The sequence below is a fragment of the Thiorhodococcus drewsii AZ1 genome, assembly GCF_000224065.1.
Taxonomy (GTDB): Bacteria; Pseudomonadota; Gammaproteobacteria; order Chromatiales; family Chromatiaceae; genus Imhoffiella; species Imhoffiella drewsii.
This window is the reverse complement of the sequence record NZ_AFWT01000058.1, coordinates 1-20,868: the sequence shown is the minus strand read 5'-3', so window position 1 is coordinate 20,868 and position 20,868 is coordinate 1. Positions and strand designations below refer to the sequence as shown.

The 20,868-nt window shown below is 62.3% G+C and carries 19 protein-coding genes; 13 read left to right on the top strand and 6 right to left on the bottom strand.

The features are described from left to right. Positions 1-226: 226 nt before the first annotated feature. The 3 genes from THIDRDRAFT_RS21830 to THIDRDRAFT_RS26570 form a co-directional block, all read right to left on the bottom strand. Entirely contained in the window at positions 227-1,432 is a 1,206-nt protein-coding gene (locus THIDRDRAFT_RS21830; RefSeq protein WP_007043101.1) for a glycosyltransferase, read from the bottom strand. 18 nt (positions 1,433-1,450) lie between these two features. After that, positions 1,451-2,668, bottom strand: coding sequence for a glycosyltransferase family 4 protein (locus tag THIDRDRAFT_RS21825; RefSeq protein WP_050984795.1), 1,218 nt, complete (start codon positions 2,666-2,668; stop codon positions 1,451-1,453). 245 nt (positions 2,669-2,913) lie between these two features. Further along, on the bottom strand, positions 2,914-3,312 hold the full coding sequence (locus THIDRDRAFT_RS26570; protein ID WP_216725665.1) for a hypothetical protein: 399 nt from the start codon (positions 3,310-3,312) through the stop codon (positions 2,914-2,916). Positions 3,313-4,105: 793 nt separating this feature from the next. On the opposite strand from THIDRDRAFT_RS26570, the gene THIDRDRAFT_RS21820 reads away from it, so the two are divergent. The 7 genes from THIDRDRAFT_RS21820 (at position 4,106) to THIDRDRAFT_RS21790 (ending at position 10,224) form a co-directional block, all read left to right on the top strand. Beyond that, positions 4,106-4,603 (top strand): hypothetical protein, encoded by a 498-nt coding sequence (locus tag THIDRDRAFT_RS21820; protein ID WP_007043099.1) that lies wholly within the window; start codon positions 4,106-4,108, stop codon positions 4,601-4,603. Between the two features lie 324 nt (positions 4,604-4,927). Beyond that, entirely contained in the window at positions 4,928-5,236 is a 309-nt protein-coding gene (locus THIDRDRAFT_RS21815) for an HPr-rel-A system PqqD family peptide chaperone (RefSeq protein WP_007043098.1), read from the top strand. Further along, positions 5,233-6,153: an HprK-related kinase A gene (locus THIDRDRAFT_RS21810; RefSeq protein WP_007043097.1), complete on the top strand. Its 921-nt coding sequence runs from the start codon at positions 5,233-5,235 to the stop codon at positions 6,151-6,153. The genes THIDRDRAFT_RS21815 and THIDRDRAFT_RS21810 overlap by 4 nt, the downstream gene beginning before the upstream one ends. After that, positions 6,146-7,297 (top strand): nucleotidyltransferase domain-containing protein, encoded by a 1,152-nt coding sequence (locus THIDRDRAFT_RS21805; RefSeq protein WP_245535914.1) that lies wholly within the window; start codon positions 6,146-6,148, stop codon positions 7,295-7,297. Before THIDRDRAFT_RS21810 ends, THIDRDRAFT_RS21805 begins: the two co-directional genes overlap by 8 nt. A 175-nt stretch (positions 7,298-7,472) precedes the next feature. Then, the gene (locus THIDRDRAFT_RS21800) at positions 7,473-8,897 is read left to right on the top strand and encodes a TIGR03013 family XrtA/PEP-CTERM system glycosyltransferase (protein ID WP_007043095.1); all 1,425 of its coding nucleotides are present in this window, start codon (positions 7,473-7,475) and stop codon (positions 8,895-8,897) included. A 198-nt stretch (positions 8,898-9,095) separates the two neighbouring features. Continuing rightward, a complete protein-coding gene (locus tag THIDRDRAFT_RS21795) occupies positions 9,096-9,530 on the top strand; it encodes a helix-turn-helix domain-containing protein (RefSeq protein ID WP_245535913.1) in 435 nt (144 codons plus the stop codon). 31 nt (positions 9,531-9,561) lie between these two features. Further along, positions 9,562-10,224: an IS630 family transposase gene (locus tag THIDRDRAFT_RS21790; RefSeq protein ID WP_007043093.1), complete on the top strand. Its 663-nt coding sequence runs from the start codon at positions 9,562-9,564 to the stop codon at positions 10,222-10,224. A 63-nt stretch (positions 10,225-10,287) separates the two neighbouring features. Here THIDRDRAFT_RS21790 and THIDRDRAFT_RS21785 read toward each other — a convergent pair whose 3' ends face one another. Further along, a complete protein-coding gene (locus THIDRDRAFT_RS21785; protein ID WP_216725664.1) occupies positions 10,288-12,813 on the bottom strand; it encodes a DUF4214 domain-containing protein in 2,526 nt (841 codons plus the stop codon). Positions 12,814-12,899: 86 nt separating this feature from the next. On the opposite strand from THIDRDRAFT_RS21785, the gene THIDRDRAFT_RS21780 reads away from it, so the two are divergent. The 4 genes from THIDRDRAFT_RS21780 (at position 12,900) to THIDRDRAFT_RS21765 (ending at position 17,558) form a co-directional block, all read left to right on the top strand. Continuing rightward, positions 12,900-13,712, top strand: coding sequence for an undecaprenyl-diphosphate phosphatase (locus THIDRDRAFT_RS21780; RefSeq protein WP_007043091.1), 813 nt, complete (start codon positions 12,900-12,902; stop codon positions 13,710-13,712). A gap of 240 nt (positions 13,713-13,952) precedes the next feature. Further along, positions 13,953-14,831 (top strand): hypothetical protein, encoded by an 879-nt coding sequence (locus THIDRDRAFT_RS21775; RefSeq protein ID WP_007043090.1) that lies wholly within the window; start codon positions 13,953-13,955, stop codon positions 14,829-14,831. After that, entirely contained in the window at positions 14,831-15,145 is a 315-nt protein-coding gene (locus THIDRDRAFT_RS21770) for a c-type cytochrome (RefSeq protein WP_007043089.1), read from the top strand. The genes THIDRDRAFT_RS21775 and THIDRDRAFT_RS21770 overlap by 1 nt, the downstream gene beginning before the upstream one ends. Before the next feature lie 247 nt (positions 15,146-15,392). After that, complete coding sequence (locus tag THIDRDRAFT_RS21765; RefSeq protein WP_007043088.1) at positions 15,393-17,558, top strand: heavy metal translocating P-type ATPase; 2,166 nt, start codon at positions 15,393-15,395, stop codon at positions 17,556-17,558. A 13-nt stretch (positions 17,559-17,571) separates the two neighbouring features. On the opposite strand, the gene THIDRDRAFT_RS21760 is transcribed toward THIDRDRAFT_RS21765, so the two are convergent. Both THIDRDRAFT_RS21760 and THIDRDRAFT_RS21755 read right to left on the bottom strand, forming a co-directional pair. Continuing rightward, positions 17,572-18,234, bottom strand: a complete 663-nt coding sequence (locus THIDRDRAFT_RS21760) for an O-methyltransferase (protein ID WP_007043087.1) — start codon at positions 18,232-18,234, stop codon at positions 17,572-17,574. Positions 18,235-18,289: 55 nt separating this feature from the next. Next, entirely contained in the window at positions 18,290-18,862 is a 573-nt protein-coding gene (locus THIDRDRAFT_RS21755; RefSeq protein ID WP_007043086.1) for a cytochrome b, read from the bottom strand. 118 nt (positions 18,863-18,980) lie between these two features. On the opposite strand from THIDRDRAFT_RS21755, the gene THIDRDRAFT_RS21750 reads away from it, so the two are divergent. Next, a complete protein-coding gene (locus THIDRDRAFT_RS21750; protein WP_007043085.1) occupies positions 18,981-19,904 on the top strand; it encodes a LysR family transcriptional regulator in 924 nt (307 codons plus the stop codon). Between the two features lie 161 nt (positions 19,905-20,065). After that, on the top strand, positions 20,066-20,868 hold an 803-nt coding region (locus THIDRDRAFT_RS21745), incomplete at its 3' end, for a hypothetical protein (RefSeq protein WP_007043084.1).

Below are 20,868 nucleotides of genomic sequence, written 5' to 3'. Positions count from 1 at the left end.
GGCCTAAGCGCACGAACGGTGGGAGCGGCGCCCCGCCGCGACGGTCGCGCGATCGCGGCGGGGCGCCGCTCCCACGTCGCTTTGACGGAAGGATGCAGGGTGTCGACTCAAGCGACTGGACGGCCCGATGATCAAGGCCGTTTCGTACGCGGTCTAGACCTGTAGGGCGAGCGAGAGCGAAGTCCATCGAATCCCGCGCCCTTGCTGGCCGGAGCCATGATCGACGCTAGAACATGGATTCGAAGACGACTTGCAGCTGCCGGATGCGGCTGCTCCAATCGTTCGCCTTCGCGTACTCGATGATGGCATTGCGGTCCCATTCTCGTCGTAATCCCTGTTCAATGGCTGCTTGAAGTGCTCTTTGATCACCGAAGGGGACGAGGAGGCCGAGATCGGGGCGGCAGACAACTTCCGCGTTGCCGTAGACATCGGTCGTGATGACCGGAAGGCCGCAGGACATGGCCTCGAGAAAGACATTCGCCCAGCCTTCGCGGCGAGTCGCCAAAACGAATAGATCTGCGGCAGATAAAGGCACCTTCAGGTGAGACTGAGGCAGAGAGCCCAAAAATCGGACGTGCGTCTCAAGGTGCAATGTTTTGACTTGACACTGCAAGACACGCTTGAATTGCTCCGGACCCGATTCTTCTCCAACTATTAGATAGACCAGGCTGGGAAAGCTCTTGATCATTTCTGGCAGGCAATCGAGGACTCGATGAATGCCCTTCCCTTCAACGAGTCGGCCAACTGAAACGATCGTTGGAGCATTAGGCGGAATGTCGTAGTGACTGCGCGCGGCTTCCCGGTCGACGCGGTGGAATTTCGTGCTGTCGACTCCATTCGGGATGGCTGTTACGCGATCATGGGGAACATTGAGGGAGAGGGCGAGCTGGCATAGTGCCTCTGATACACCTATGACATGGTTGGCGCGTTGAAGAGCTGCAGCCATGCGCTTGCGGTAAGGCTCTTTGGTACTGTAGACGAATTCGGATCCGCGGAGGGTGACTGTAAAAGGCACGCCGAGATGCCGCGCCAGCCGGCTGGCAGCTACGCCGTCGGGATAGCCGAAGTGGGCATCGAGCAGATCGAGTCGTCCGGCGCCTTGCAGTGCGCGCAGCCGAGGCAGTGCCGCTCGGGCCATGAAGCTGGGGTCTTGGGTCTTGAGCAGACCGGGCACGGAGAAGAAGCGCGGGTACCAGACGTCGATGCCGGATTGGCACTCGTAGGCCGGGGCGCCGGGTCGGAAATTGGGATGGCGTAGCCGGATGAGGGACTGCATCGGGAACCAGGGCGTCGGAGAGACGACGCTTAGCGGCAGCGCTTGGGCGACGCGAAACATGCGCTCCCGGATGAAGGGGCCTGCATTTGGCTGAATCTGGCTTGGGAAGAGGCTGCTGAGAACGCAGATGCTCGGCCGGCGGGGCTTGGCTGTCATCTGGATATCCTTAAGGGGTCAGGAGCTTGCATCGGTGGGTCGGGCGGTCGGTGTTGCTGTGTCGATTCTTGGGCGCTCTTGACTGCGCTGGAGCTGCTCGAGCAGGGCGACGATCCGCTCGGCATTGTGGTTCCAGGTGAGGCCGCGTGCCTGGATGGTGTCGCGCGCGCCTTGACCCAGGTGCGCACGCAGGTCGGGGTCGGCAAGGAGCTGGCTGAGCTTGGCTTCCCAGTCTCCGGGGATGGCTGGGTCGAAGAGCAGGGCGTTGTGCCCGGAGACGAGCACTTCTTCGAGGTTGGGCTGCTTGGGGGCGATGATGGCGCGTCCGAGGGCGAGATACTCAACCAGCTTGAGCGGTGAGGCGTAGGGCACCACGGCGGGCTGGAGTGCGATGTCGAAGGCTTGGACCTGTGCGGGGATGTGCTCGCGCGGGACGATGCCGGTGAAGGTGGTGTTGTGCGTTAGCCCCAGGCGCTTTGCCCTGGCCTCGAGATCAGCCCGGGCGGGGCCGTCTCCGACGACCAGGAGGTGCAGCTCCGGGTGGCTCTGATGTTGCTGGGCCATCCAATCGAGGATGCGGTCGAGCCGGTGCCAGTCGCGGATGAAGCCGGTGAAGCCGAGAACGGTGCGGCCATCGAGGCCGAGGTGCTGCTTGGCCGCGGGCGTGCTCGGAGCGTCGGCGAAATGCGCGACGTTGATCCCGTTCGGGATGACATGGATACGCTCGGGCGGGACCCCGGCTGCGGCGATCTGGTCGGCGAGCACCTGAGTCACGGGCAAGACGGCGTCGGCGCGTCTCCAAACGAAATGCTCGAGGCGCTTGGCGAGCCAGCGGTTGGCGAGCCCGTCGTGGGTGGCGCGCTCTTCGGCCAGCGGCGAATTCACTTCAAGCAAGAGCGGGAGCTTGAAGCGGCGCTGTGCCCAAATACCGGCGAGCAGGAAGAGGCTGTAGCGTTCGTAGATGGCGTCGGGCCGAGTCGCTCGAATCGCCTGGGCGAGCTTGCGGTAAGCGATGAGGGAGTAGCCGAGTTCGAGCAGCTCATAGAGGCGGTGCGGCAGGCGTAACTTGAGCCAGTCGACCCAGCCTTGACTGGTTCCGATCGATTCTGGACCGGATGCGGTGGGAGCGACGACGACGACCTCGTTGCCAAGCGCGCGCAATGAGCCAATAATCTCATTGATGTGTACGGCTTGGCCGTCCGTGGACGCGGTGCGGTGATGGTAGAGGATTCTCATCCAGACTGTGGCCTTTCGTGTGCGGACCATCGCCCCTTGCTCATGAAGGGCTCAACAGGCTTTCGGGCGTCGGTCGCAAGATTTTGGTGCCTATCCGACTTTCGTGGGCGGTTTTCAAGGCGGCAGTCGTTAGCATATCATGCAGTCTCCGAACTGTGGTTTCGTCCACGGGATGATCCGCGTAAATGGAGCGGCAGCCTGGGTGGCTTGAGGCAATGCTCCGCTTGCCACATTCTGCGCTCGATTCAATCTGCATTCGATTTCAATTGGTACCTTATTTCATGAATCGTGTTTTCTTTGGGGTGACACATGAAGGGGTTGGCGTTTGGTGGCTTCGGCCCGATTCGGACGCTCTCTTTCGTTGCTTTAGTTGAGGCGCACAGGGGCGTGCAGGTCAAGCGATGGCTTGGGTCCATTGCCTTGATCATCAGTGCGACCGAGAGCGCGGCATGACAGAGAATTTCGCTCAAGGAGCGGGGGAGATGTTGCTGTGAATACGGATGCGAAGACGGGAACGAAGACTGAGGCGCAGGTGTCGAGACGGTGGTTGTTGCGACACGCTGCAGCGGCGACGCCTGTGGTTTTGACGTTGCGGAGTGGGGCGGCAAGGGCTCAGTCGAGTAGTTGCCAAAGGCTTCAGTCATTAAAAACATTCGAGACTGATGGAGAATGTGCTGCAGCTAGTGCCGAACGTTCAGGGGATGAAGTGTGCGTTATGGAAGATAGTGGTGGGTATGCTATGTACAGTTCAGCCGCTTGGTATTCTTGCAACCCCCCCGTGCAGATGTGATGTCGCGAAGCCCCACGCCTAGCTCAAGGCAATGCCCAAGTCCGCGCCTATCCTGCCTTCGAGGCGGCCTGGAGATCATTGTCAACACAGTAGGGTAGGATGGGCAAAGCCCTGGCGATGCGCTTCTTTCGGAATGCCGAGGATCGAGGGGCGTGCCCATCGTCCCAGCTCAGCGCCTTGCAGGATGGGCACGTCCGTCCAGCGTCGAGGTGACGCTCAGGCCCCGAGTGCGGACTTTGCCCATCCTACCGCCCCGCGCCTTTTGGGTAAGGTCATTTCCCGGAGTTCGCCTTCGTACTCCATCGCTTGGCGCGCGCTGTAAGCCGACCACGCCAATACCGTCACAGTCTTCTTAAGCTCTGCGTCCTGCCAGAAGTGGCAGTAAGGTGGCAGTCCTTGTCATCGCCTGCCAGGATGTGTTGCAGCCTCCTTCGGTGATCTTCTCGAAGGGCTCGACTTTCTTGTCGCTGCCTTGTGAACCTGTGCGCTTCATCAGCACCCCCGCGTGTGGCATGGTGCATGCTTATTCGGGCTTCGGTGGCTCATGACGCTTCGCGTCGTTGATTTCCGGCGCTGGAGTCCGACGAGCCTTTAGGGAACATGCTTCATGCGTGTTAGTGCATCGTATCAGGGGTTAGGAAGCTAGGATGAAATTTGCCAAGAGTGAGGGCGGAGACAAGGAGTGGCAGCATCAGGATGCTGGCGTGCAGGAGTTGCCGGATTCCTCCCGGCGTCGGCTCTTGGGGCAGGCGGCGACCGCTGTTCCGGTCATTCTGACATTGCGCAGCGGCGCGGCGTTGGCGGCGATTAGCGCTTGCGAGCGGCACCAGCCGCTCAATCCTTCGGGATGGTGGGGTTGGCGGCGCGTTAGGGCCGGCACGACCTGTGCCGAGAAGACCAAGGATTTTGAGATTTGTCTACCAAGGAATGCGTCCCTGAAAAACATTGATTCTATGGAGCAAGCAAGCTCCTTACAGCAAGCAAGCGCTTTGAACCTCGGGCGATCCCACAGCTCGGGCGATCCTAGCGGAGATTGCTGTAATGGTCGGACAGTCACATTGAACTTCTGTCCGCCGGGTGCTCTCTACAGCAGTCAGGCGTGGACGTCGATCAGCGGCTACTACAATAATGGCGACTGCGGGTAATCGGAGTGCTCTCGGCCTCGCCTTGGCTGCGAAGCCTTGGCTGAAGGTGTACCCTAAGGCGGCGTCGATCATCGGACCGACCAGTCGCTTGCGTCAGCAGCCTGCATCCTTCAGGCAAGACGATGTGGGAGCAGCGCCCCGCCGCGATCGCGCGACCGTCGCGGCGGGGCGCCGCGCTCCCACCGAACATGCGGTTGGAGCAACCCATGACTAAGGCCCCTAAGGCGGTGATGGCGTAGAGTTCGTCGGGTAAGAGTGCGGCCCATGTTCTTAGGTATGCGAGTGCACTCGCTAGGCTGTGGATCGTGTTGAAGGAATGGAAGGATGCTGCTGTATCGAAAGGCTTCGACGGGGAATGTGCTTGCGCTGGAGTGGGACGGCGAGCAGCTTCTGTATCAGCTCGCTTCGGGAGAGACACACTATCTCAACGGCCTCGGCGCCATCGTCTTTGCGTGTCTTGGCGAGAATCCGCTTGGGCTGAGTGAGGTGCGGCGTCGGGTGCTGGCCGAGGCGGGCATGGATGAAGGCGACGCGGCCGGTCAGGGTCCAGGCGACGCCGAGCTGAAAGGGGTCCTGGACCGCTTCGTTGAACTCGGGCTTGCGGATAGTGAGTCAGGGTCCGAGCCGCTGTGAAGATCAGCGAGTTCACACCGGCTGCTTGGTCGCGTGCGCTGCGTGGTGGCGATGGCGTCGTGGTCCGCATTGGCCCCTTCGTTGTCCGGATGCAGACGGCCGTGTCAGATTTGGCTCGACTGCTCCACGAGATGTGGGGACACTATCCTCTGTGCCCCGAAGAGCCGCTGCGCGACTGTCATCTGCGCGTCGATTGGAACGGCTGGTACCGTCCTTGGTTTCGGCCCAGTTCGATCTTCCGTGTCGATGGCCGCGCACCCTTTGGTCCTTTCCCCGCGCGGCATCACCTGCCGATGCTCGAATGGGGCCTAAATTTCTGCATTGCTCAGCGCTCTCACCATCTGCTGCTGCTGCACTCGGCCGTACTCGAGCGCAATGGTAATGCACTCTTGCTGCCCGCCTGGCCCGGGCACGGCAAATCCACGCTCTGCGCGGCGCTGGCTCATTCGGGTTGGCGGCTCTTCTCGGACGAGTTTGGGCTGGTCGACGCTGAGAGAGGTCAGCTGCTGCCATTCCCGCGCCTGATCCCACTGAAGAATACCTCGATCGAGGTCATTCGGGACTTTGCGCCAAAAGCTCATCTGGGACCTACGTTCCTCGGGACCCGCAAGGGAAATGTCGCCCATGTTCGGCCTCCGGAGGAGAGTGTCACGCGAATGAGCGAGCCGGCACGGGCACGTTGGCTGGTGTTTCCCCGTTGGGTTGCGGATGCCCCGCTGCAGTTGGAGCCAATGGTCAAGCCCGAGGCATTTCTGATGGTGGCGACCAATGCCTTCAACTATGAGGTGGTGGGGCAACAGGCGTTCGAGCTGGTCGGGCGCATGGTGAATGGCAGCGATTGCTATCGGCTCGTCTATTCGGATTTAGCGGAGGCGATCGCGGCGCTGGATGCGCTGGCGGGGGGCGCGCGTGTTTGATGCTGCGCGTCAAGCCGAGCGAGCGTCTGGGCTCTTGCTGGCAGCCTTGCGTGAGCCCGCGCGCTTAGGCGATCTGCGCGCGGCCGACTGGAATCTGCTGCTACGTGTGGCGCGGCATGCACGCTTGCTTGGCCGCCTTGCAGAGGACGTCGCCGACGCGGGTCTTTGGAGCACTGTGCCGGAGCGCGCTGCGCGGCAGTTGCAGTCGGCGCGCACGCTGGTGGCGCACCGTCAGATTCGCCTCACCTGGGAGGTCGATCGTGTCCTCTGGGTCCTGCAGGACCTGGACGTGCCGGTGATTGTGCTCAAGGGTGTCGCCTATATGCTGGCTGGCTTGCCTGCGGCGCGTGGTCGGCTGGCATCGGACGTCGATCTCATGGTGCCTGAGTCGGATCTCGCTGCGGTCGAGTCGCAGCTCTTGGAGCGCGGTTGGATTCGCGGTGCGATCGAGTACTACGATGATCGCTACTACCGGCGCTGGATGCATGAGATTCCGCCGCTGCGCCATGCGGAGCGCGACACCGAGATCGATGTCCATCATCGCATCCTGCCGCGTACCAGTCGGTTTCATTTCGATCCTGCGCTACTGATAGCGCGGATCAGTCGGGTGCCAGGTGGTCGGGCGTACAGGCTCGCGGCGGAGGACATGGTCCTGCATGCCTTGGTGCATCTCCTCTTGGAAGCAGATCCGCAGGAGGGGCTGCGGTTTCGGGATCTGGTCGATGTCGCCGACCTGCTGCGCCAGTTTGGCAAAGACCCTGCTTTTTGGGATCGGCTCTTGGTGCGCGCGGAGCAACTCGGTCTTGGGCGGCTTCTCTATTACGGGTTGCGATACACTGCGGCGTTGCTGGGGACCCAAGTTCCGGCAGCGGCCTTGCAAGGCGTAGCGAGTCAGGGACCGGTCCTGCCATTACGGTGGCTGATGGATCGGCTGATCCCCCTGGCACTGCTGCCCGAGCATCCCGACCATCCCAGGCGTCGCGCGGCCTTTTCTAGGTTGCTGCTCTATATGCGCGCCCATTGGCTGCGGATGCCGCCTATATTGCTGTTTCAGCACCTCGGAAGCAAGGCTTTGCGGCGTATCGGCGTCAGAAGTCTGTCTAGACCGCCTATTGCTGTCGAGGAGAGGTTTCAGCGCCGCTGAATACCGATGCCATAGCCTGACGCCGACCCGTCCGTAATTTATGCAGACCCCGTGGTTTTTTGTCCTCCGACGTCCTCAGAGCTTCGGGCGACACCTCGCGGTGTGGATCTGCTGCTCTCGGCGACTAGGGCAGTTGATCGACGACTGACGGTCAACCGATTAAGAGGAAAGGAGTATGTCTTCGGTTCGTGTTTTTGGACACTATATTCGACTGTCACTGCTGCTGCTTGCAATCGTTGAAGGTCTGCTGCTGCTGACGTCCTTCATCATCGCCACCGAGGTTCGTTGGTGGACGATAGATCGGCCAATGCCGCTGCCCTTCTGGGAGTTGGTGGCTTCTGGGATGCTTGTTGGAACGGTCCTCCTTGTTGCCTTGGCGTCGCTCGGTTTGTACGAGACGAGCGTCCGTGAGGGGTGGACTGGCTCAATCCTGCGTATCGTCCTTGCCATCTTCTTCGGCAGCGCCATGCTCGGGGCCATCTCGTTCTTCTTTCGCGGGCTCGACTTCTGGCGCAGCGTTCTCGCGATCAATGCAGTCATTTCGTTCGTCGCAATTGGTGGGCTGCGCTCGGCTGCTTACTTCGTCAACCCGACCATCTTCCGACGCCATGTCCTGGTCGTGGGTGATGGTCCCGTCGCTCAAGAGCTGACGCGTGTCGGGAGGCGGAGCTTGGCTTTCGTGGGGGTCGTCATTCCGAGTAGGGGCGCTAATGGTGAGGATGCAGCGGCGGGCGTGGCCCAAGAGCGACGTCTCGGCAAACTCCCGGTCTTGGACGCGTCTGAGTCGCTGTCTGAGCTGGTCGCGCGACACGATGCTGATGAGATTGTCTTGGCGCTGAGCGATCGGCGTGGACGTTTACCGATGGAGGCGCTGTTGGATTGTCGCATGAGCGGCATCAGAGTCCTCGATGCGTTGACCTTCTACGAGCGCGAGCTTGGGTTGGTGAAACTCGATCTCCTGACCGCTAGTTGGCTCCTCCATGATGGTGGCTTCGGCCAAGGCGCCATGACTCGCTTGGTCAAACGCGGCATGGATCTTTCGTTGTCGTCAATCATGCTGGTTGTGATGAGTCCATTGATGGCTTTGGCTGGGCTCGCCGTCTGGATCGAGGGCCGGTTTCGCGAGCCCATCTTCCACCATCAGACGCGGATTGGGGCGAACGGGAAAGCGTTTCGGATTACCAAGTTTCGCAGTATGGTGTGCGACGCTGAGGCGGACGGAAGGGCGCGTTGGGCAGTGAAAAATGATCCGCGCGTCACTCGTGTCGGCGCCGTCATGCGCAAGACGCGGATCGACGAGCTTCCTCAGCTCGTCTCTGTGCTCAAGGGCGACATGAGCTTCGTCGGACCAAGGCCGGAGCGGCCTCAATTCGTCGTCGACCTGATTCAGACGTCTCCTTACTACGCAGTGCGGCACCGCGTCAAGCCTGGCTTGACTGGCTGGGCGCAGCTGCGATTTCCCTATGGAAGCTCTGAGGAGGATGCGTTGCGCAAGCTCGAGTACGATCTCTACTACGTCAAGAATTACAGCATCTTCTTGGACTTGCTGATCATCATCCAAACCGTCGAGGTTGTCCTCTTTGGCAAAGGCGCGGTTTGACTCTCGAGGTGGACAGGATGGGAACGATGGGTGGCTAGTACCACAAGCTTGAAATTATCAGGATAATGGCCGACGACGATCCCATCCCAGCGAGAAGAGTCGACAGCCATCGCCCGTCCAGCCCCTTTGATTGTTTTCTGCCCGGAGCAACCCACAGAGCTCGAGCGCATTGCGCGCAGTCGCGAAACGCCCCACCGCTTGGTCCAACGTTCGCAGATGGTGCTGCGCGCCGCTGACGGTGAGACCAACAAGCACATTGCATCCACCCTTGGCGTCAACGAAGACGGCGTCGGTCAATGGCGCCGACGTTGGCTCGACGCCCATGACCGCTTGGCCGCCGCAACGGATCAGCCCAAGCGCCTGCGCGCGGTAATCGAAGCGGTGCTGGCCGATCGTCCGCGCTCCGGGGCCCCAGGCGATTTCACGCCCGAGCAGATCTGCCAGATCATCGCCCTGGCCTGCGAAACACCACCCCCTCCCTTGACCCACTGGACGCGCAAGGATTTGGTGCGCGAAACGATCCAGCGCGGCATTGCGCCAACCATTTCGGCCACGACAATCGGCCGTATTTTAAAATCAGGCCGACCTCAAGCCGCATCGGACCCGCTACTGGCTCAATCCCAAGATTCCTGACGAGGCGGCCTTTCGCGAGGAGATCCGCACGGTGTGCAAGCAAGCACAGGAACTCCATGAGCAGGGCGTGCATGTCATCTCCACGGACGAGAAGACCGGCATTCAGGCCCTGGAGCCGATCCATCCGTCGCATCCGATGCGCCCCGGTCGCCCCGAGGCCGTCGAGTTCGAATACACGCGCCACGGCACCCAGGCGCTAATAGCCAACTTCGAGGTCGCTACTGGGCAGATCCTCGCGCCCTCCATCGGCGACACCCGCACCGAAGCCGACTTCCTCGCCCATCTCACCGCCACCGTCGACACCGATCCGAAAGGCGAATGGATCTTCATCTGCGATCAGCTCAATATCCACCAATCGGCCAGCCTGGTGGAGTTCGTCGCTCAGCGCTGTGAGATCACGACGGATCTCGGTCACAAAGGCCAGGACGGCATCCTCAAAAGCATGGCCTCCCGTGCCGCATTCCTCCAGGATCCCACGCACCGCATCCGCTTCGTCTATACCCCCAAGCACTGCTCCTGGCTCAACCAAGTCGAGATCTGGTTCGGCATTCTGACCCGACGCCTACTCAAGCGCGGACGGTTCTCATCTACCGAGGAGCTCAAAGCACGGATCCTCGAATTCATCGACTTCTTCAATCAGACTCTCGCCAAGCCCTTCCGCTGGACCTACATTGGCAAGCCACTGATGGCGTAAATTCACCACTGAATTTCAGGTGCGAGGTACTAGCCCGGATATGAGCATCGAAACTGATGCTCGTCATAGATCGAGTGATTCCAGTCGTTCGCCAATGCTGGCGATGGCGGCATCGCGAGTGGCCGTATCGCTCGTTACATCGGCGAGCAGTGTTTGTCCGATCAGGCGCAATCGTTCCTGGTCCTCCGCCGTCAGTCTGCTGAAAACGATGCCGCGAGCCGCCTGTTCTTCCGCGAAGGCAAGCCCTACTTCGACACGGTTTCCAAAACGCCTCATGTCCTCGACGGCTTCGGCATTGGCCCAACCACCATCGACAAGGGCGATGATCATCTGGTTGCGTCGAATACGACCGCTCTCGAGTTCCCCACGCCAATAGCTGAGGCCTTGCGTGTCAGGTTCACGTGCGAATAGGTTGTGATAGAGCGCCTCGATCAAGGCAAGGTCGCCATCTTCCGCAGGATACATTGCCTGTACGGAAGGCTGATCGAAAAAGCTTTGAGCAACCCGAGTCGGCGTCCAGCCGTTCTGTGCGATGTTGTCGACCCAATATTGAAGCCCTTCATCGTCCGGGGCATAGCCAAGGGTCGCGAGGTAGATTTCGGTCACCATCCAATCGGTCGTTCGCGTTGGCAACTCACCGACGACGGAGACCCGCTTGACCGGCCCCCACTCCAGGCCGTCAAAGCCTTCCCAAGGGGCGTTTCTGACCTGTAGGCAAAGGTCTTTCTGCGAATCGACGTCGAGTGAAAACTCTCCTTTGCCATCGCTGATACTCATGTCCTCATCGTTCAGCTGCTCGACATCCAGCAGCAGCACATCGTCGACGTACCAGCCGAAGCCGGCTTTCGTTTTGGCGTTGTACCCACTTTGGCCAAGGTGATCGTAGAAAAAACGAAACTGACCGACATAGTCGGAATAAGCCTCCAAAGAGAGGCTGACGCTGCTGAAGCTTGTTTCTCCTGGGTCATCGGTTCCTGGGGTTCCGGCCTGCGACCAGAGATCGACCCAAGTCTGGCCCGAATCCAGCGAGATCTGGGCACGGGCGACCTGTGCGTCCGATGCATAGCCAAGACGGCTTGCGAATGACAGATGCGAATCGACGCCGATCAGATAGTCGCCGGGCAGTTGGAAATACTGATCCTCGTTGTAATCAGGGTGTGCGAGGTGGAATGCGCTGTTCCCGCTTGCCGAAACCTCAGCGGTTAGCAGCGGATAATCCGTGGCTGTACCGTCGATGATGTCATCCGTGGAGTCCTCCGCTCCATTGGCATAGTCCATGGGCGTGACGGAAAAGGTTCTGATCTCATATCTGTCGGACCAGTCGAGTGTCGAGAAACGATAGGCTGCGGTCGCTCCAAACGGAACGCTGTCCGGTCCACTGATATCCAGCAGGTCTTCATGTCCGGCATCGGCCGGATCCATGATCGTGACCTGATACGACAGGTCTCTTGCGATCCCCCCGATGACGACATTGCGCACCACGACGGAATAGGTCGTGTCCTGCTCGACTCGATTCCAGATTTGGGAGTATTGGCCTGGATCATATCCCTCGGGCACCCAGACGATGCTCTGGCGATAGTCGTTGTTACGGGAATCGATCACCACCGGAACCGCCGCTCGATCCTTGCTCATCTCGACCGTCGCCGCGCTGAAATCAGCGTCTTGGTAGAACAACGACCAGCGTGGAAAAACGATCGGATAGGGGACGAATCCCGGCGGAGGCCAAGCGATGAATCCGTCCCTCAGGATTCCCCAGGGGGCATTGTGGTCACGATCCACCCAATAGCTGACATGGCGCTCCTTATGATCGCCGAGCTCAGGAATATCGCCTGTGCCCAATTGGGTCGTTGTCGGCAGCAGGGTCGAATAGCGATGACCGGTGCTGGCATTGTTGTCACCGTTATCGCGAAAGGCGGAATAGACCGAACCCGGCCCGTTGGTGCCCCCCGACAAGGAGCCATCGTCCAATGCCTGGGCGCCGTCTGGCGTGTAACAGAGCCAGGTCGATGGCGGATTGTGATTGAGCTCATCGTTCGCGCTCAGCATCAAGGCCCCCTGCTGGGCCATGAGATTGCCCTCGGCGCTCAGTACGACATCGCTCGGCACTCCTGCCATGGCCCTGAAATAGTTGACCCGTAAGAGCGTTGCATCCATGAAGTCGGTCGAAATCGTGCCCGCGTCGCAGCTGTCGACATCGCCGGCCCATTCCAGGGGAATGTTTTCGGATGCCAGGAAGACCAGATTGTAGAAGGCCCGTGACAACTCCCGGTTGGACAGATCCACTGCTCCGAACGACCCGGTGATACTGAGCGTACGATTGGGTTGCGACGTATGTTGCCTAATAGGAGTCGTAGAGACAGCAACTTGATCGTTGGCAATAGAAAAATGCCCCGGAGGAGCAGCCAAGGCGAGAAGTAATAGACTGAATATTCTGAAACGGTTACACATCATAGTGGCTCTCTCATGCTGATGGCCGTGCTGTTCCGTCAGTGGGAGATATTTTGAAGACATTCCCATCCTGAGACCAAGTCCACATTGCTCTTTAGGTCTCGCGTCACATGCGTTTGTGGACTCAAGGCAGGGTTTCACGACCGATAGGTCCTCGTCTGCCCGACCGATTTCGTTTCGCCTCGGCTGGGATATACTCCCGCTCCTTGTCATCCAGGAGCGCCAGCGTGGAAGCCACCCAGATCCTTATCCTTTCGCTCGTCCAGGGCATCACCGAATTCCTGCCCATCTCAAGCTCAGGACATCTCGTCCTCACGCCGCTGCTGTTCGGCTTCGATCTGCAGAGTCTGGCGTTCGACGTCTCGGTGCATGTCGGCACGCTCGCCGCCGTCATGATCTATTTCCGCAAGGAAATCGTGCGGATGACGCTGGCCGTTCTACGTTCGTTCGGGACACGCCGATTGGACGACCCCGACGCCAGGCTCGGCTGGATGATCGTCATCGCCACCATCCCGGTCGTGCTACTTGGCCTCCCGCTCAAATCGGTGCTGGAAATGCTGCGCCAGGACGACACCCTGATCGCCCTGGTGATCGCCGGAACCACCATCGGATTCGGACTGCTGCTGTGGCTGGCCGATTGGCGCGGCAAGCGCAGCCGCGACGAATACAGCCTCAACTGGCGTGACGCGCTCTTCATCGGCAGCATGCAGGCGATCGCCATCATCCCCGGCACCTCGCGCTCCGGCATCACCATCACCGCCGGGCTTATGCTCGGACTCGATCGCAAGGCGACCTCCCGCTTCTCCTTCCTGCTCTCCATCCCGACCATCATCATGGCCGGGTTGCTGGAGAGCATCGATCTCGCGCAGGCGGTCGAGCCGGTCGACTGGACCGCCCTGCTCATCGGCGCCCAGTTCTCCTTCCTGGTCGCCTATATCACCATCCATTTCTTCCTGCGTTTCATCGAGCGCATCAGCATGCTGCCGTTCGTGCTCTACCGCTTTCTGCTCGGCGGGGTGATTCTCTTCCTGGTGCTTTGATCCGGCGAGGGTCTATCTGGAGGACATCCGGACGCCTATCCAACCCATGGCGTCTGGACCACCGTCCTGCTCTATCGAATACAAAAACCACTTGCCGACCGATCCAGGCCATGCAAAACTTAATGAGAATCGTTACCAAATAAGCCATTCCGCCGGGAGACGAGGACAGATTCAGATGCCTCCTCTCGGACGTGAACAGCCATTCGCCCCTCCAACAGACCAGCCAGAGGTGCATGGCCCATGTTCAGTTTTCAGCGTCCCGGACCGGCCCGGACACACAGGCTGTCGGACAGACCGATCGGCATCCGTCATCAAGGCCCTCTCTTCACCGCCCTGCTGATCGGCCTCCAGACATCCTGGTTCGCCGCTCCCTCCTTGGCGGCCGGCTACGATTCGAGTCCAGAGCGCCAGCTCCACGAAGGTTTGGACCTGGAGCAAGATCCGCTACGGCAGACCGCGCCGCTCTCGGTCGAAAGCGGCTGGATTCAGCTCCAAGTGACCCCGCGCGAGCGCCGGCTTCGAGGGCTGCTCATCATGGTCGGTGCCCGCGCCGAGCAGGGTGTCGTGCAGGCCGCCCTGCCGCCCGGTGTCCGCATCGAGAAGACCAGCGTGCAATGCCGCGAGGCATACAGTCGCGTCGAGGATGGACGCCTGGCCATCGAGGTCGGCGAATGCCCGCCGCAAGGCTGCGCCATCGAGGTGACCTGGTCGATGGATGCCAGCGCCTGGGGGCCCGAGAACCCGTCCAGACTGGACGAATCCGGCTATTGGCTGCGGGCAACCGACGTGATGCCGCGACTGGTGGCCGAGCCCATCCTTCGACAGGGTTCGGATTCGAATCGGCTGGACGCCCTGTCCAATTCAAGCCGCCTGACCCCGAATGCAACGGCCCTGGCCGACAATTGGCGCTGGATCGTGCGCATCGACGGCATCGAAACCGAACGCCTCGTCCGTCGCGGCAGGGTTGCGGCACCGCTCGATTTCGCCGACACCTGGACGTCCGGATTCGAGCCTTCCACCCCAAAAGACCTTGCCACCCAGGGCGAACCAATGAGCGCAGCGCTGGCGTCCATTCTTAAATCAAAAACAGCATTGTTGACATCTCAAGGCTTACTCTGATGAATCTAAACCCCATCGCCATCGCGGGCCTCGGTCTCTTCGCCAGCCTTTACGGTCAAATCGCAACCGCAGATCTGGCGCTCGCCCAAAAGAGCGGTTGCACCGTCTGCCATAGCGTCGACGCCGCCATCGTCGGGCCCGCCTACAAGGATGTCGCCGCGAAATACAAGGGGGATGACGGCGCGCCCGCGCGGCTCGCCGCCAAGGTGAAGGCCGGGGGATCGGGAAACTGGGGAGAGATCCCGATGCCGCCCAATGTTGCGGTCAGCGATGAGAACATCAAAGCCCTGGTCGATTGGATCCTGACGCTCTGACAGCTGACACGCCGGCCGGTCGTCGAAGCCGGCGCCCAACATCATTCCGGTCGGCCATCGCAGGATGAACCGACCCTGCATGAACACCCAGGTCGCTGGAAACCTCGTGGCCGAACGAAGTGATTCAGGTTTCGATTCGAGATTGTGCGATGTCAATGACGCCCGCAAAATAAACGCCAATCATTATCGTTTCAAAACCGATCGCGGATCGCCCGGATGTGCCGGAGCGCAGCGAGGAGACAGAGGCATGATCCGAACACGTCATCAGATTCCCGGCCGCGTGCGGCTGCGTATCCAGCCGTTGACGGGAAACCATGCCCTGGCGTCACGGTTCGAGCGCCATTTCAGCGGCGTCGACGGTGTGCTGGAGGTGAGCTGCAATCCGGGCTGCGCATCCCTGGCACTGCGTTATCAGGAATCCCTGATCGATGCGGTCGCGCTCAAATCCATGATCGACGCCATCCTGCTCGATCCCATGTGTGCCGAGCCTGCGGACGCGGAGACCGATAGCGCCATCCAATGTCGCGGCTGCCGGCAGACAACACAAAAAGACAAGAAAAACGGCTCCTGGTTCTGGCGTCTGCTCGGCTTCGGTCTGCTCTGCGGCTATCTGGGATACGTGCTGGTCCGCGAGCACCTTTTGAAACGCCCCGTGGCCCAGTCCGCACTGAGCCCGACCGGGCTGATCGCCCTGATCGGCGCCCTGCCCCTGCTGCGCGATGCCTGGCACGAGACCTTTACCGAGCGGCGCTTCACCATCCACCAGTTCCTGGCCTTCTCGCTGGTCCTGGCGATCCTGGTCGGCGAGGCACTGACCGCCTTCGAGATCATCTTCGTGCTCCACGGCGGCCGGCTGCTGGAGACCTATGTGGCGAACCGCTCGCGGCGCGAGATCCGGCGCATGCTCTCCCTGTCAATCAAGGACACCTGGCTGGTGATCGACGGCGCCGAGATCCTCACCCCGGTGGCGGAGCTGAAGGCGGGCGATCTGGTGGTGATCCGCACCGGAGAGAAGATCCCGGTCGACGGCGAGATCGAACAGGGCGCGGCGGAGCTGAGCGAGGCGGCCATCACCGGCCGTGCCGAGCCGGTCTACAAGACCCAGGGCGAGCGGGTCTTCGCCGGCAGCTATCTCGAACAGGGCGTGCTCTACGTGCGGGCGTGCGAGGTCGGCGAGGACACCTATCTGGCCCGTATCGCGGCACTGGTCGATGCCTCGCTCGACCAGAAGGCCCCGCTGCAGGAGCGCGCCGACGTCCTGGCGGCCCGTCTATTGAAGCTCGGTACGATCTCGACCCTCGGCACCCTGGTGCTAACCCAGAGCCTGAGCCGCGCGCTGACGGTCATGCTGGTGATGTCCTGTCCCTGCTCGACCATCCTCGCCGCCTCCACGGCCGTGAGCGCGGCCATCCACAATGCCGCGCGCCGTCAGATCCTAGTCAAGGGCGGCATCTATCTGGAGCAGATCGGCGGCGCCCGATGCTGGTGCTTCGACAAGACGGGCACCCTGACCACCGAGACCCCGGAGGTCGCCGAGGTGGTGGCCGAGGATTCGCAGGAACTGCTGTTCTGGGCCGCCTCGGCGGAGCAGCACAACCCGCACGCGCTCGCCCATGCGATCGTGGAGCACGCCAGGGACCAGGGCGTCGAGCCCGAGCAGCATGCCTTGAGCGAGCACCTGCTCGGACAGGGCGTCAAGGCCCAGGTGCGGGAGCGCACCGTGCTGCTCGGCAACGCCCGTCTGCTCGAGTCCGAGCGTCTGCGCTTGAACCGGCGTCTGCGTCACGCGGCCGAGGAAATGAGCGAGCGCGGACTGACCAGCGTCTACGTGGCGCTGGACCGCGAGGTGCTGGGGGTACTGGGGATCCGTCACCAGCTGCGTCCCGGCGTCCGCGAGACGCTGGAGGCACTGCGCGCCGAGGGCGTGACCCATCTCTGTCTGATCTCGGGCGACGAGCCGGCCGTGGCCGAGGGACTGAGCCGCGAGCTGGGTCTGGACTCCTGTCACGCCGGACTGCTGCCGCAGGACAAGGCCGAGGTGGTGCGGCAGCTGCGCCGGGAACATGGATCTCTGGTGATGGTCGGGGACGGCGTCAACGATGCACTGGCCCTCTCCGAGGCCGAGATCGGCATCGCCATGGGGGCCGGCGGTTCCGAGGTCGCGATCGAGATCGCCGACATCGCGCTCGCCGACAGCGACGTGCGCAAGCTGATCGCCATCCGCCGGCTCAGCGACCGCACCCTGCGCACCGCCGATCAGAACTATGCCTTCGCCGTGGTCACCGACCTGGCCGGGGTCGTTCTAGGCGCGCTCGGCATCCTGTCGCCCGCCATGGGCGGCATCATCCACATCAGCCACACCCTGGGGATCCTGCTCAACTCATCGCGTCTGCTGGCCCACCGGCCCGATTGATCGAGCCCCCGAATCAGCGCTTGCGCGCCAGGGTCAGCCCGTCGCCGATCGGCAGCAGACTCAAGTTCACCCGCGCGTCCTCGACCAAGCGGTCGTTGAGCGCGCGGATGGCCAGGGTGTCCGCGTCCTGCTGCTCGGGATCGGCCACCTTCCCACCCCAGAGGGTATTGTCGAGCAGCATGAGCCCGCCGGGGCGCAGCAGACGCAGACAACGCTCGAAATACTGACCGTAGTTCGACTTGTCGGCGTCGACGAAGGCCATGTCGAACCACTCCTCCCGACCCTCGGCCAGCAGGCCGTCCAGGGTCTCCAGCGCCGGGGCCAGCCGCAGATCGATGCGGTCATCGACCCCCGCCTCGCGCCAGAAGCGCCGGGCGATGCCGGTCCATTCCTCGCTCAGATCGCAGCAGATCAGCTCGCCCTCGGCCGGCATGGCCTCGGCCATGCACAGGGCGCTGTAGCCGGTGAAGGTCCCGACCTCGACGATGCGGCGGGCACCGGTCAGCTCCACCAGCAGGCCCATCAGCTGGCCCTGCTCCGGAGCGATCTGCATCCCGGCCCTAGCCAAGGGGGCCGTCTCCTCGCGCAGACGCCGCTTCACCTCGGAGTCGCGCAGCGAATGCGCGACCAGATAGGCGTGAAGCCGGTCGTCCATCTCAATGGTTCGGTTGGTCATGTGTCGGCCCTCGGTGGCTGCTGAACGGACCCATCCCCAGATGGGTCCGGTCGCATCAGGATGCCACCTGCACCTCCTGGCCGAGCATGCGTCTCAGGGTGCCGTCTCGATCGATGAGATGGTGCTTCAGCGCGCCCACCAGATGCAGGACGATGGCGCCGATCAGCAGATAGCCGACCCAGCCATGCACCAGATGACCGATCTGGGCCAGCGTCGCGTTGAGCGGCAGGACCTCCTGCGGATTGGCCGGATCCGGATTGGGCGCGATCAGTTCGAGCCCGAAGAAGGAGACGCCATGCCCGCTCATGCCGGACATCATGACCCCGGAGATCGGCATCAGGACCGTTCCGACGATGAGCACCCAGTGCACGATCTTCGCCAGCCGCTTCTCGATGGACGTATAGTCGCCGACCGCCTTGGGCCAGCCGTTGACCATGCGCCAGACCAGGCGCAGGACCACGAACAGGACGATCAGGACCCCGAGCGACTTGTGCCAGGGGTAGAGCGCATAGACGCCGTTCTCGGTCATGTAGACCCCGACGGCCAGCAGGCCGATCATCATGAGCGCGACGATCCAATGCAGTGCAATGGTGTTCGGACTGAGCCGGGTGGGCGAATCGAGTGTCATGGTCATATCTCCGCGGATTGGCCGGCCGTCGAGGCGACGGCGGTTAAATTTCGAACTCGACAGGCTAGGCTGAGAGAATCCATGCGTCCAATGCATAACGGAGATACTAATTATCCATATGACGAATCTTCGTACCCTGGATCTGAATCTGCTCGTCGTCCTGAGACAGCTGCTCGAGGACCGTCACGTCTCGCGGGCCGGGGAACAGCTCGGCATGAGCCAGCCCGCCGTGAGCCGCGCCCTGCAGCGGCTGCGCGCCATGTTCGACGACCCGCTGCTGGTCCGCACCCCGCGTGGATTCGAGCTCAGCGCACGCGCCGAGGCGCTCCTGCCGGAACTGAGCCGCTGGCTCGACGAGACCGAGCGCCTCGTCTCCCGGCCCGTCTTCGATCCTGCGACCTCGACCCAGGTGGTCCGCTTCTATGGTCCGGAGCCGGAGGTCGGCTGGTTCCTCCCGCCCCTGTTCGAGCGGATGCGCCGACTGGCCCCCGGCATGGTGCTGGAGGTGAACAGCCAGCCGCGCGACCATTTCGGTCCGCTCGAACGCGGCGATGTCCACTTCGTCGTCACCCCGTTCGAGCCCAGTGCGAGCACCGCGCAGCTCCACAGCCTCCGTCTCGCCCCCTTGAGCCTCGCCCTGGTGATGAGCAAGGACAATCCGCTTGCACAGGGCCCGCTGACCCTCGATCGCATCGCGGCCGCCAGCCACGGCCTGGTGTCGCTCACCGGACGCGGCGGCGGCATGGTGGAGCGGGATCTCATCGAGCAGGGCCAGCTGTCGCCGGGCGAGCGGCTGAACCAGCCCCTGCGTCTCTCCAGCTTCGCCTCCATCCCCGCCTTCTGCGAGCGCAGCGACATCGTCTTCCACCTGCCGCACCGGTTCGCCGAGGAACTCGCCCGGGGCCGCAACCTGGTGGTCCGCGAGACCCCGCCGCGAACCACCAAGGAGGTCGCTTACGCCCACCTCTACTGGCACGAACGGTTCCACAAGGACCCCATGTGCCGGTGGATCCGGGAGCAGTTGAAGGCGGGGCAGGTCTGAACCGCGCCTGGCGGAATTCATGCCCGAGCCGGACGAACTCTTAGGAGGTGCCCATCGTAGGGCGCAATAGCGAAAGCGTATTGCGCCGAATGGCAAGCCTGCATGCGGCGCTCCCCTATTCTCCCGCTGTCGGCGATAGCTCCGAGACGAGCCATGACCGAATGATGGCGACCAGCCGCCTTGGCTGGAATCCAACACAACGGCCCCGACGGCCGCTCGACTTCGCCACACCCCTGGCCGACCACCTTGCACTGGCCTGCACCGGCGATACACTCATCGTTCCGCCGCGAACCCTGAACGGAGACACCGGTCATGGCGCCTGCACTGCCCGTCTTCCTGAAATGGTAGAGACCCTTCCCCGCATCGACCTCCACCACCTCCCCGCCGATGCCGAGCACTTCCTCGGCCGCGCGCCCGAGCTGGAGGCGCTGGACACCGCCTGGGCCGAGGGCTCGGCAACTTCGGTGGTGGAGCTGATCGCACCGGGCGGAACCGGGAAGACGGCGCTGGTCAAACGCTGGCTGGACGGGCTGCGGACCAATGATTGGCTCGGGGCGAGCCGGGTCTTCGGCTGGTCCTTCTACAGCCAGGGCACCGGAGAGGATCGGCAGGCGTCGGAGGACCCCTTTCTCGCGGCGGCCACCCAGTGGTTTGGCATGCAGATCGAGCCCTCCGCCAACCCGGTCGACAAGGGTCGGGCGCTGGCGGACTGCATTTGCTGCGGCCGTACCCTGCTGATCCTAGACGGCCTGGAGCCGCTGCAATACCCGCCCGGCCCCCTGGCCGGGGAGCTGCGCGCCCCCGGACTCCAGGCCCTGCTCACCCAGCTCGCCGCCGCCGGACACCCTGGGCTCTGCGTCCTCACCAGCCGCGAGTGGGTCCAGGACCTCGCCGGCGCCGTGCGCGGCGACACCCACCCGCAGGGCCCGGTTCTGCGACTGGATCTCGGCAACCTCTGCGACCC